Below are 11,643 nucleotides of genomic sequence, written 5' to 3'. Positions count from 1 at the left end.
TTTGGGGGTAGACGTCCCGTGTATCGATCAAGGCTCAGGAAGCGGGCGGAGCGCATGGACGAGGCTGCCCACGACAACGGCCCGCCGCAGGACAGCGCGCTGGTCAAAAGCTCAGCGGCGTACGACGGATGTCCCGGCGACATCGCCCAGGGCCGCGCCATGGCCCGAGCCTTCCTCGTGCGCCTGCAGTCCGTCCGGCGCCTTCCGGTGTCCACCCGAGCGATGGGCACCGTGCAACTGGTGGTCAGCGAGCTGCTGACGAACGCCTGGAAGTACGCGCCCGGTCCCTGCCTGCTGGATCTGGAGGCGTCCGGCGGGTCGGTGCAGGTCACGGTCTGGGACAGCGACCCGACGCTGCCGGTGCCCGCGGCCGCAGAGCCCGGCCGGGTCGGTCAACACGGGCTGGAGATCGTCATGGCCGTGTGCCGGAGCTACGAAGTGCACCGGGAAGCGGTCGGCAAGAGCACGACCGCCGCGGTCATGCTCGCGGACGGCGCGGGCGGCCGACCCGGCCGGACATGAACCGAGGATGCCGAACCCGGCGGCGCGGGCGTGGGGCGGCGGAACTCGGGGCGGTGGGGCTACAGGTCGAGGACGGCGCGCAACGCCTGGTCGACGCGGGCCATCGCCTCGGGGTGGATCTCGCCGAGGAGCTTCGCGCCGTCGAACCGGGTGGCCCGCAGCTGCTGGACGTTGACCGCAACGGCGGTACACGGAATCGGGTCGCCGATCACGACGGACATGGCGGTGTCGGGGAACCTCCCGGAGGGGTGCAGCAGGATCGCGACCACCGCTCCGTAAGCCTCTTCCAGGCCGGTCAGGGAGATGATCAGAACATTGCGCTCGTCGGGGAGGGCCCAGACCTCACCACGTTTCACAGAGCGTCTCCCTCGCCCGCGAGCTCGTCTCCGAGGCCGAGATCGGCGAGCTGGTGCGCGGCGTCGAGAGTCGCGGCGCGGCGTGCCGCGCGCACGATCCACGCGTTCACGCTCATGTTGGCGCCCGAGGCCGCCGCCTTGATCGACGGGGCCAGTTCATCAGGAATGCGCAGAGTCATCGTGGTGACAGACATGAATGCAGAATAGCCACCGTTCCACGGTGGCGTAAGTCGGTGGCATGAAGTGGTCCCAGTGGGCAGCCTGCACCCGGTTGATCGGGGCGAGGCACCCGGCAGCGGTTTCGTGAAGGGCACGGCCGCCGCGAGACATCGGGCCGCCAAAATGAAGTGCGATCCGTGTTCGACAGCCAGTAACGTCGCGCGATGAGCAGCTTCGGCACGCACCAGAGACGGGTCTACGACGAGAGCCTGTCCGCGTGTGTCCGGCATACGAACCTGCGGTCCTGCCTCGTCCAGTTCGCGCCGTACGGCTTCCGGGCCACGTATCACCACCTCTGCCTCAGCGCGGGGATTCCCAGGAATCTGGAGAAGGATCCGAGCTCGCTGACAAGGGCCGTCGAGGAGCTGCACCACGCCCGGCAACTGTGGCTCGCTGACGAACGCGCCTATGCCATCGGTCGTCGAGCGGACAAGGCGCGTGGCTTTCGGCAGCTGAGAGCAGACGCGTCCTGGCGGGGCCAGCAGCATGGATGGGGAAACATCGCCTACTGTCCCGAGCCGACGAGCCATCCCGACGAACCGCTGCCCGTGGTCGTCGAGCGGGTGCTCCGTTCGTCGGTCCCGCCCGATGAGGCTGCTGTTCCGACGTGCCGTGTATGTGGAAAACGGGACAACGCCAGGGCCTGGCACGACGGCGTCCACCGGATCCATCAGTTGTGCGGGGACTGCGGGGTCAGCCTCGCGGTACAGCGGGCGGACGCGCCCGACCCGTTGTTGGCGGCCCATCACGCCAGGCGGTGGAAGGCGATCTGGAGGTTGCGCAACGAGTTTCGCCGCTACCAGGGTTGAGCGGGCGAGGGTGGCGGTGGCCTCGGCACGGTGGTCGGCATCGCGGTGGGCTCATCATCGGTGCTGACATCACCAGGCCGACCGGCAGTCGAACCGCCTCCGGGTGGCGTCCTGTGACCAGTGGGGGACATGGGTCCTCCAGGTGCGAGTCGGGGCGACGTCGCAGCGCGACATCGCACTGCGGACACCCGGATCACCGACGGTAATTGGGGGTGCTCCCCCCATGTGCCCCCACCGCTCCGCGCCCAGGATGGATCACGGCAAGACCAGCCCGTGTTCATCAGGGGGAACAGGAGGAGCATTGAAAACCTCAATGCGCAGAGCGGTACAGGCCGGCGTGACGACCGCGGTACTGGGCGCGGCGACCGTACTGTCGGCCGGCCAGGCCCACGCCGCGACCGGCGTGCGGGTGGACTCGGTTCGCATCCACGTCAACGCCGTGGCAGGGAAGGCGAACAGTCTTTCCGTCACCCGGTCCGGCAACACTGTCACCATCAGCGACGGCGGCGACGCCGTCACCGCGGGATCCGGGTGCACCCAGGTCGACGGTGACACCGTCACCTGTCCGTACGACGGCCGCACCCTCACTCTCGGCATGGGAGACCTCGGTGACATGGTCCTCGTGACGGGCAGCCTGCCCGCCAACATCAACGGCGGCACGGGCGACGACATCATCACGATCGACTACACCGCCACCGCGCAGACCTTCCTGGACGGTCAGGGCGGGCACGACACCATCTTCGGCGGCGCCGGGGCCGACAACATCACCGGTGGGGCCGGAGACGACACCATGTTCGGCAGAAACGGCGACGACCGCCTCACCGCCGGTGACTCCACGCCCGGCAACGACCGCTCGTACGGAGATGCCGGCACCGACACCTGCACCGGGGACGCCAACGACCTCGAGGACAGCTGCGAACGCTGACCCTCACCCCCGGCCAGGCCCTGACCGGGACCCGGTGGAGGGTCCCGGCCAGGGCGGCTCCACCCACGACCGATCCGGGCTCCTGGCGGTCACCTGGGCCGTGCCCGACACGCCTCCTGGGTCACGCCTGCTGCAGAACCGGAGCAGGCCGCTCCCCCGACCCCCGGATGATGAGGCGGGTGGGAACCGTGACGGTGCGGGCGCGCGAGCGGTCCCCGTCCAGGCGGGCCAGAGCGGTGATGGCGGCGGTCCTGCCGATCTCCTCGGGGTCCTGGGCGACGACGCTCAAGGCGGGTTCGAGTGCCTCGGCGAGGGCCACGTCGTCGAAGGCGACGACGGCGACGTCCTTACGGCCGGTGCGGGCCAGTTCGGTCACTATCCCCAGCGCGACGATGTTGTTGCCTGCGAACAGGGCGGTGGGAGGGTCGGCCAGGCCCAGGAGTTGGGACGTGGCGGCGGAGGCACCGTGCTGGTCGTGGGCGTTGGTGACCAGGGCGCGATCGTAGGGGATCTCGCTCTCCTGCAGCGCCGAGCGGTAGCCCGCCAGACGTTCGCGGCGGGTGTAGAGCTTGGTGGGCAGGTCACCGATGAAGCCGATGCGCCGGTGCCCGTGGGCGACCAGGTGCGCGACGCCGTCGTGGGCGCCCGTGCGGTTGGTGCTGACCACACTGTCCGTGGCCAGGCCCGCCCCCGGGCGGTCGAGGAAGACGACGGGCAGGCCGGCGGCGCGGTGGGACTTGAGGTGGGAGTGTTCGGCGCCGACGGACGGCACGACCATCAGGATGCTGATGCGGCGCGCGAGGAACTTGTCCGTCAGCGCGCGTTCGCGGTCGGGGTCGTCCGCGGAGGAGCCCATGAGAAGCGTCAGGCCGCGGTCGCGGACGGTGTCCTCGATGCTGCTGGCCACGGCTCCGAAGAAGGGGTTGCCGAGGTCGGGAATGACCAGACCGACGGTGGTGTCGGGTCCGCCGACGCGGATGTTGCGGGCCATGAGGTTCGGCTGGAAGCCGAGCTTGGCCACGGCGGCCAGGACCTGCTCCCGGGTCTGGGCCGAGGCGGGTCCGTCCTCGTTGAGGACGCGGGAGACGGTTTTGGCGCTGACGCCCACTTCTCGGGCGACGTCGGCCAGGGTGGGGCGGCGGTTGGCTGCCATGGAGGAAACGGTCTCCTGTGCTCGTCACTCACAGGTTCCGGACACGGCCTGGGCCGGAACCTGTGAGTGCTTCAGTCGTACGTCAGTTGGCCCGGACTCCTGCGGCCTTGGCCGCCGCGGAATCCGCCACGACAGTATCTCCGGCCGCGTCGACCGTGAGCGCGCCGGTCATGATGGCGACGACCTCCGCCATGGAGTAGTCGGAGGGCTTGATCACGGCGGCGCGCCTGCCGAGGCGGTGGACGTGGATCCGGTCGGCGATCTCGAAGACGTGCGGCATGTTGTGGCTGATCAGGACGACCGGCATGCCCTTGTCCCGGACGCGGCGGATGAGGTCGAGGACCTGACCGGATTCCTTGACGCCGAGGGCGGCGGTGGGTTCGTCCATGACGACGACGCTGCGGGCCCAGGCGACGGAACGGGCGACGGCGACGGCCTGCCGCTGTCCGCCGGAGAGGGTCTCGACCGACTGGGTCAACGAGCGCAGGCCGATCTTCAGGTCGGCCATGTGCTCGGCGGCCTCCTCGCGCATGCGCTTCTTGTCGAGCATGCGGAAGACACTGCCGAGGACGCCGGAGCGGCGCAGTTCGCGTCCGAGGAACATGTTGGAGGCGATGTCCATGGAGGCGGCCACTGCAAGGTCCTGATAGACCGTCTCGATGCCATGGGCGCGTGCGCTCTGCGGTCCGGAGAAGGTGATGGGTTCGCCGTTGAGGCGTATCTCGCCCTCGTCCGGGGTCACCGCGCCGGTGAGGGCCTTGATCAGGCTGGTCTTGCCGGCTCCGTTGTCGCCGATGACGGCGAGGACCTCGCCGGGCAGCAGGTCGAAGTCGGCGCCGTCGATGGCGGTGACCTGGCCGTAGCGCTTGACCAGGCCGCGGGCCTGCAGCACGGGCGTGGGAGAGGAGGTGGCGGTCATCGGGCCTTCTTCCGGGAGAGCTGGTCGACGGTCACCGCGAGGATCACCAGGACACCGGTGATCAGGGTCTGGTAGATGGAGGCGACGCCCATCAGCTGCAGGCCGTTGCGGAAGACACCGACGATGAGGACGCCGATGAAGGTGCCCAGGACCGATCCGCGGCCGCCGAAGAGGCTGGTGCCGCCGAGGACCACGGCGGTGATGCTGTCGAGGTTGTCGGTCTGCCCGGCCTGCGGGTCACCGACTCCGGTGCGGGAGATGAGCAGCACGGCGGCGATGCCGTAGAGGAGGCCGGCCACGGTGTAGACACCGATGGTCAGGCGGGAGGTGCGGATGCCGTTCAGGCGCGCCGCTTCCGGGCTGTTGCCCAGGGCGTAGACGTGCCGGCCCCAGCCGGTGCTGCTCAACGCGTAGGCGAGGAGGAGGAACAGGGCGATGGTGACCAGGGAGCCGTAGGTGATGTCGGTGTTGCCGAGAGGGAAGGTCTGCCCGAGGGCGGTGAGGGGGCCGGGCAGGTTGGTGACCGTCTGTTCCTCGGAGTAGATGTGGGTCAGCGCGAAGGCCACGTTGAGCATGCCGAGGGTGACGATGAAGGGCGGCAGCGGGATCTTCTGCACCAACAGCCCGTTGAGCAACCCGAAGCCGCCGCAGACGACCAGGCCCAGGGCGATGGCCGCGAGCGGGGGCAGGGAGCCCTCGGCGGCCATCTTGGCGATCATGATGCTGCCGAACGCCATCACGGCTCCGCACGACAGGTCGATGCCCGCCGTGAGGATGATCAGGGTCTGTCCGATGGCGAGGGTGCCGACGACCATGACCTGCTGCACGATCAGCGAGAAGTTGCCGCCGGTGAGGAACTGGTCGGTCGAGAGGGAGAAGAAGGCGCAGGCCAACAGGAGGGCGACCAGGGGGCCGGTGGTCGGTGCCGTGAGCAGTCGGCGGGCCGTGGTCGGTGCTTTGAGCTCGGCGTACGGCGAGGACGTGCCCGGGGGTGTGGTCGTGGCTGTCATGCGAAGTCCTTGTCGGAAGACAGAAGTCGTTGCCCGCCCTGGTCGGAGGGCACGAGGACAAGCGGGCGGCCGTCCCCCGGTCAGGGAGGAAGGGACGGCCGCCCCGCTGAGGGGAGAGGCGGAGTCGTGCGGGCCTCAGGGGGCGGCTCAGCCCCAGCAGTTCTCCAGGCCGTATCCGGTGTCCTTGGAGGCGACCCCGTCCTGTGCCTTGTCGGTGATCAGGGTGACGCCCGTGTCGGTGTAACCGGACGCCTTCTTGCCGTCCTTGGCGTACGTCACCACGGCCTTGACGCCCTCGGAGGCCATCTTCAGCGGGTACTGCTGCGAGGTGGCGGCGATCTTTCCGTCCTTGACCGCCTGGGTCCCGGTGCAGCCGCCGTCGACGGAGACGATCAGGACGTCCTTCTCCCGGCCCTTGGCCTTGAGCGCGGTGTAGGCGCCCAGCGCGGCGGGCTCGTTGATCGTGTAGACGACGTTGATGTCCGGCTCCTTCTGGAGACAGTTCTCCATCGCCGTCTGGCCCTTGGCCTGGTCGCCGCCGGTGTCCTGGGCGCAGGCGACGTCCTTGTCGGTGGCGCCGAAGCCCTTGAGGAAGCCGTTGTGCCGCTGGACGCCGACGGAGACACCCGGTGCGAGGTCGAGGGCGGCTATCTTCGCGGTCTTGCCCTTCATGGCGGCCTTGGCGTACTCGCCGATCAGCTCGCCCGCCTTGAGGTTGTCCGTGGCGAAGAGGGCGTCGACCGCGCTCTCCGGTTCGGTCGGGGTGTCCAGGGCGATGACCAGGACGCCCTTGGCCTTGGCCTTCTCGATCGCGGGCACGATGGCCTTGGAGTCGCTCGGGGTGATCAGGATGCCCTTCACCCCGGCGGCGACCATGTTCTCGATGGCCGTGACCTGACCGGCGTTGTCGCCGTCGAACTTGCCGGCCGCCGTCATCAGCTTGACGCCCTCGGCCTCCGCGGCCTTCTCGGCGCCCTCCTTCATCTTCACGAAGAACGGGTTGGTGTCGGTCTTGGTGATCAGACCGACCTTGACCTCGCCCGAATCGGAGCCTGAGCCGGTGGACGTCGATCCGGAGCCGGATCCGCAGGCCGTCAGGGTGAGCGCCGCGACACCCGCGACAGCGGCGGTTCTGATGAGGGAGGAGGACAGGCGAGTGGTGCGAGACATGATCGACTCCTGTGGGATAGCGGGCGGCACGGGGCCGGATACTGAGCATGCCGTCCGGGAGTGTCATCGTTGACTTATGTCATCGTTGACACTGCCTGGCGAGGATGATGGACTCCGTCTCCCGGAAACGTCAATGCCCTGCGACCGTCACAAATCGGCAACGCCCGCAACGCCCGCGGCCGTCGCCCGCCGGCAGCCGCGCCACGACACGTCCGGTCTGCCCGTTCGTTCGTCAGAGAAGAGCAGCCCATGAGCCCGCGTCAGATCACCGTCCTGGGAGAGTGCGTCGCGGACGCCTTCGCCGAACCCTCAAACACCTCGAACGAACTCGCCCTGCGTGTACTGCCGGGCGGCGGACCTGCGAATACGGCAGTGGCCCTGGCCCGGCTCGGCACCCCGGCCCGCTTCCTCGCACGCCTGTCCGGCGACGTGTTCGGCCGCCTCTTCCGCGCCCACCTGGAGGCGTCCGGGGTCGACCTGTCGAGTGCCGTACAGGCCGCCGAGCCCAGCACCCTGGCCGTGGCGGAACTGGACTCCCAGGGGCAGGCCGCGTTCTCCTTCCACGCGCAGAACACGGCCGACTGGCAGTGGACGGCCGGGGAACTGGCACAGGTGGACCTGTCCGACACCGTCTGCGTGCACACCGGGTCGCTGGCCCTGGTCCGGGAACCCGGCGCGGCGGCGGTGGAGGACTTCCTGGCGGCGGCCGCCCCCGGCGCGACCATCAGCATCGACCCCAATGTCCGGCCGCTGCTGGTGCACCCCGATGTATACCGCGCCCGGCTGGCGCACTGGTGCGCCCTCGCCGATGTGCTCCGGCTGAGCGAGGACGACCTGGAACTGCTGCTGCCGGGCACCCCGCCCGAGCAGGCGTGCGACGTCTGGCATGCGCTGGGGGCGCGGCTCGTCGTGATCACGCGGGGTGCCGACGGTGTGCTGGCCTCGCTCGACGGCGAACGGATTCAGGTGCCCGCCGTGGCGACGACCGTCGCCGACACGGTCGGGGCCGGGGACTCCTTCACCGCCGGGCTGTTGCACCACCTCGGCAGCCGCGGCCTGCTGGGCGGCCGGTTGACGGAACTCGGCCTCGGCGACGTCGCGGAAGCATGCCGGTTCGCCGTCCGGGTAGCGGCCCTGACCTGCTCGGTCGCCGGCCCCAATCCCCCGTGGGAGAGCCAGCTGACGCAGCTGGCCACCGCGGACCACGCGTGACGGGCATGCGAGCCGCCTGTGTGGGCGTTACGGCCGAACCGTTGACGCGTCGGCCGGATTCCCTCCATCATCGGGCAGTCGATGTCATCGATGACATAAGTCGACGATGACACTTTCGGTCGGGCGCCGTGGACGACAGCGCCGACAAGACGTCACTTTCGGCTGGTCCGCGCCGGGCACCAAGGCCGTCGTCCGGCATCTCGACTCCGCCCACGACTGATCCCCGCCCCGACCGTGAAGGACACCCCACCGTGAACAAGACCCTGCTCGCCGAGTTCACCGCCCGCGAGGGAGCGGAGGACGAGGTCACCCGCCTGATCCTGGAGTACGCCGAGAAGGTGCGGGAGGAGGACGGCAATCTCGCCTTCGACGTCTACACCAAGGCGTCCCACCCCCGCGCCTTCTGGATCTTCGAGGTGTACCGGGACGAGGACGCCTTCCAGGCCCACCTCAAGGCGCCGTACGGCGGCCCGTTCAACACCGTCCTCACCCCGCTGATCGAGGAGGACGCCTCGGTGCTGACCTTCCTCGCCCCCGTGACCTGACGGCTCCTTCGTCCGGCGACCGACATCGGCCGGGCCGCCTCACGGGCCCGGCCCTTCACGGCCGGACCACCGGGCCGACCTGCCTGGACCGGACGGTATGGTCTGCGACCAAACCGAAGGCTCGCAGTAGGCACGGGGCGGGGAAAACGTAAGTGCACACGCGCATGGTCAAGATCAACGTCGCCCTCGCCGCGATGCTCCTCCTGTTCGTCTCCGTGGTGGCCCTGCGTGCCGTGATCGGCCCCCGTATGACCTGGGAGTACGACGAGGTCTTCCCGGGTGCCGGCGAACTGTCCGGCGTGGCAGCGACGGGTGCCGACGACATCTGGGTGGCAGGCGACGGCTACCTGCTGCACGACGACGGGACCGGTTGGCGACGCCGCCCCATGCCGACGTCACTCGCCGACAGCGTCCACCGGGCGCGCTTCGACGCCGTGGACTCCGGCGGCTTCCTGCTGACGGCGAGCGCGAAGGACGGCCACACACCACGGATGGCCCGCTGGGACGGCACGCACTGGACGGCACTGCCCAAGCCCCCGGGCAACCGTGCCGTGGATGTGCGGGCCTTCGCCGCAGACGACATATGGGTCCTCGACGGCAGGACAGGGGCGTCCCACTGGGACGGCACCCGCTGGACCGCGATCGACCTGCCCGTCACCGTCACGGCGCTCGACGGCGTCGCGCCCGGGGATCTGTGGGCGGTCGGCCACCATTACCCGCACGGTCCCGACGAAAGCCTCGGACTGCCTGGCGCCCAGCCCGCCACCATGCACTGGGACGGCCGCGCCTGGAAGCGCGTACCGGCACCGGAGTACCACTACACGGACCCGGCGCCCGAGGAACTGGCCTACTTCACCGAGGTCGCCGCGCTGGCGAGGGACGACGTCCGCGCCTACGGCGAGCACACCTCCATCAGCGAGGACGACGAGCCCGACCCCGCTCCGGAGAGTGTCCGGCTGCGATGGAACGGCACCTCCTGGATCAAGCTGGCGAACTCCGGGGGAGCATGCGGCGACCGCGGCCCCTGGGTCGACGACGGTGAACGCGGGGCGGTCCTCAGCGCCGGCCGGTACCTCACGGCGGACGGGCGCTGTGAGGGGATCGCACGGACGAAGCCACCGAACACCGACGGGATCAGCTCCAGCACGGGCCGACCACTCCGGCTGAACGCCATCACGGCAGTCCCTGGCACCGACAGGATCCTCGGTGTCGGCTCCCTTGGAGACTCCTCGGTGATCGTCAGCCTGAAGCGCTGACGGACCCCCTGCCTGAACGTTCGCGCCGCTCTCTGAGCCGCACCGCGTTCTCGGTCAACCGCGTTGACGCCCACCAGATCAAGGGCCCTCCCCTGGGAGCCGATAGCGGGGCGTTCCGTAGCGAACCATGATGGGTGGGCGGTGCCACACTGACGCCATGGGAAAGCCACAGACGATCGACGAGTACGTCGAGGGCTTCGCGGGGCAGAACCGCGAGGTACTTGAGCAGGTACGGACGCCGGCCCGCGATGCGGTCCCCGCTGCGAGCGAGGCGATCAAGTGGGGTCATCCCGCGTGGGTTCAGCCGTCCGGGACGATCCTGTTCATGGTCAGCGGCCACGCGAAGCACGCCAACATCGTGGTCACCCCGAGCACCCGCGAGGCGTTCGACGCCGCCCTCACCGGTTTCACCACCGGCAAGGGCTCGGTCCGACTCCCGTACAGCCGGCCTGTGCCGGGCGACCCGCTGCGCCGCATGATTGCGTTCCGCATCCGCGAGCACGAGGACGACGGCGTGCTGTGGATGTGACGACCGGGGAAAGCGAACCTGGGCTCCGCCTTCCCCGGTCGCCCCCACACACCGCCGCCAGGAGAACGAGGGCGGCCGGCGCTTTCCCGGCAACGCCCCGTATTCGGCCTAGGCGCAGCCCGGCGGTTCATCCTCGGCCGGTACGAATTGCATCGTGGGCATCCCATAGGCGTCAAAGTTGGCGGTATCCGGGCCGATCAGAGTCATGTAGCCGGCGAGCCTCTCGCTCTCTTGCGAGGGCGGCTCCCCCTTCACCTGCTCGACACCGGGGAACACGGAGTCGAGGACCCACCAACGGCCGCCGAAATGCAGCCACTTGATCCCGCAGTGCGTATTGATGTCGTACGGATACGGCTTGTGCTGCTTGGGCTTGGCCGGCCCTTCCTGCCACTCGCCCTCCGCGACGGTGCGGGCAGGCAGGGTGGGGCCGGTGTACCCCTCGTCGCCCGGATTGTCGGACGAGGACGAGCACCCCGAGAGCAACAGCCCGGCACTCAGGAGCAGAACAGCGGCTTGGCGCGAGGCTTTCATACATCTCAGACGCTGCGGACAGGCGTTCCGTTCGCTCCCTGACGGTCGAACGACAACGTGGGCTTGTCGTTCGACGCCCGCCATCGGCCATGTGAACGACGTTCGTCCGATCCTGCACTCCGATCAGGCGATGTGGCGTCTGAGCTCGGGCATCTCGCAGACGTCGGTGTCCGCACCGGCTGCCGCGTGTGGGGATGCGGTCGGCAGGCGCGAATGCGCCGGGGGGCGGCCTCGCGCCACGCCCAGGGCTTGGCAGGCGGCGGCGGGCGTGGCGCAGGCGCATGACGTGGGTCCGGTCCGTAGGCCGGCCGCGATGTCGGTCGTGCCGGACGACGGAATCACGTGAGCGACACGAGGAACAGGCGTGCGCCAGCTCTGGGGCGCGGCTCTCCACCCTCTATAACGGATACAATGACGCCGAAATGGGTTTCCGGCGCACACATGGATACATCGGCCGCCGAAAGGGTGACCGTTCCATGGCTTCGGC

Annotated in this window: 14 protein-coding genes; 7 read left to right on the top strand and 7 right to left on the bottom strand. The window is 69.4% G+C overall.

What is annotated here, in order from left to right; translation table 11 throughout:
* Positions 1-54 precede the first annotated feature (54 nt).
* Positions 55-522 carry an ATP-binding protein gene (locus tag OG858_RS44385; protein ID WP_328543821.1) on the top strand — a complete coding sequence of 156 codons (468 nt, stop codon included), beginning with the start codon at positions 55-57 and terminating at the stop codon, positions 520-522.
* A 59-nt stretch (positions 523-581) separates the two neighbouring features.
* Here the strand turns inward: OG858_RS44385 and OG858_RS44380 are convergent, their stop codons facing one another.
* Together OG858_RS44380 and OG858_RS44375 are read right to left on the bottom strand one after the other, a co-directional pair.
* Positions 582-878: a hypothetical protein gene (locus OG858_RS44380; protein ID WP_046704038.1), complete on the bottom strand. Its 297-nt coding sequence runs from the start codon at positions 876-878 to the stop codon at positions 582-584.
* Positions 875-1,072 carry a type II toxin-antitoxin system HicB family antitoxin gene (locus OG858_RS44375; protein WP_256960507.1) on the bottom strand — a complete coding sequence of 66 codons (198 nt, stop codon included), beginning with the start codon at positions 1,070-1,072 and terminating at the stop codon, positions 875-877. Before OG858_RS44375 ends, OG858_RS44380 begins: the two co-directional genes overlap by 4 nt.
* Positions 1,073-1,261: 189 nt before the next feature.
* Between OG858_RS44375 and OG858_RS44370 the strand changes: the two genes are divergently transcribed.
* Both OG858_RS44370 and OG858_RS44365 read left to right on the top strand, forming a co-directional pair.
* Positions 1,262-1,906, top strand: a complete 645-nt coding sequence (locus OG858_RS44370; RefSeq protein ID WP_328543822.1) for a hypothetical protein — start codon at positions 1,262-1,264, stop codon at positions 1,904-1,906.
* Positions 1,907-2,219: 313 nt separating this feature from the next.
* Positions 2,220-2,831, top strand: coding sequence for a calcium-binding protein (locus tag OG858_RS44365; protein ID WP_328543823.1), 612 nt, complete (start codon positions 2,220-2,222; stop codon positions 2,829-2,831).
* Between the two features lie 121 nt (positions 2,832-2,952).
* Here the strand turns inward: OG858_RS44365 and OG858_RS44360 are convergent, their stop codons facing one another.
* The 4 genes from OG858_RS44360 to OG858_RS44345 all read right to left on the bottom strand — a co-directional run bounded on the left by OG858_RS44360 (position 2,953) and on the right by OG858_RS44345 (position 7,083).
* Positions 2,953-3,984 carry a LacI family DNA-binding transcriptional regulator gene (locus OG858_RS44360; protein WP_086748953.1) on the bottom strand — a complete coding sequence of 344 codons (1,032 nt, stop codon included), beginning with the start codon at positions 3,982-3,984 and terminating at the stop codon, positions 2,953-2,955.
* Between the two features lie 82 nt (positions 3,985-4,066).
* Positions 4,067-4,903, bottom strand: coding sequence for an ATP-binding cassette domain-containing protein (locus tag OG858_RS44355; RefSeq protein ID WP_319065857.1), 837 nt, complete (start codon positions 4,901-4,903; stop codon positions 4,067-4,069).
* Positions 4,900-5,913 carry an ABC transporter permease gene (locus OG858_RS44350; RefSeq protein ID WP_086748527.1) on the bottom strand — a complete coding sequence of 338 codons (1,014 nt, stop codon included), beginning with the start codon at positions 5,911-5,913 and terminating at the stop codon, positions 4,900-4,902. Before OG858_RS44350 ends, OG858_RS44355 begins: the two co-directional genes overlap by 4 nt.
* 147 nt (positions 5,914-6,060) lie before the next feature.
* Positions 6,061-7,083 carry a sugar ABC transporter substrate-binding protein gene (locus OG858_RS44345; RefSeq protein WP_086748528.1) on the bottom strand — a complete coding sequence of 341 codons (1,023 nt, stop codon included), beginning with the start codon at positions 7,081-7,083 and terminating at the stop codon, positions 6,061-6,063.
* Between the two features lie 249 nt (positions 7,084-7,332).
* On the opposite strand from OG858_RS44345, the gene OG858_RS44340 reads away from it, so the two are divergent.
* From OG858_RS44340 to OG858_RS44325, 4 genes are all read left to right on the top strand, one after another.
* Positions 7,333-8,295 carry a carbohydrate kinase family protein gene (locus OG858_RS44340; protein WP_328543824.1) on the top strand — a complete coding sequence of 321 codons (963 nt, stop codon included), beginning with the start codon at positions 7,333-7,335 and terminating at the stop codon, positions 8,293-8,295.
* Positions 8,296-8,546: 251 nt separating this feature from the next.
* A complete protein-coding gene (locus OG858_RS44335; protein WP_086748530.1) occupies positions 8,547-8,840 on the top strand; it encodes a putative quinol monooxygenase in 294 nt (97 codons plus the stop codon).
* A gap of 152 nt (positions 8,841-8,992) precedes the next feature.
* Complete coding sequence (locus OG858_RS44330; protein ID WP_328543825.1) at positions 8,993-10,096, top strand: beta propeller repeat protein; 1,104 nt, start codon at positions 8,993-8,995, stop codon at positions 10,094-10,096.
* A 157-nt stretch (positions 10,097-10,253) separates the two neighbouring features.
* Entirely contained in the window at positions 10,254-10,625 is a 372-nt protein-coding gene (locus OG858_RS44325) for an iron chaperone (RefSeq protein WP_086748532.1), read from the top strand.
* Positions 10,626-10,733: 108 nt separating this feature from the next.
* Here OG858_RS44325 and OG858_RS44320 read toward each other — a convergent pair whose 3' ends face one another.
* Positions 10,734-11,156 (bottom strand): hypothetical protein, encoded by a 423-nt coding sequence (locus OG858_RS44320; RefSeq protein WP_086748533.1) that lies wholly within the window; start codon positions 11,154-11,156, stop codon positions 10,734-10,736.
* Between the last annotated feature and the right edge of the window lie 487 nt (positions 11,157-11,643).

The organism is Streptomyces europaeiscabiei (genome assembly GCF_036346855.1).
GTDB classification, from domain to species: domain Bacteria; phylum Actinomycetota; class Actinomycetes; order Streptomycetales; family Streptomycetaceae; genus Streptomyces; species Streptomyces europaeiscabiei.
The sequence above is the reverse complement of the archived record's forward strand: the minus strand, read 5'-3'. Positions and strand labels throughout refer to the sequence as shown.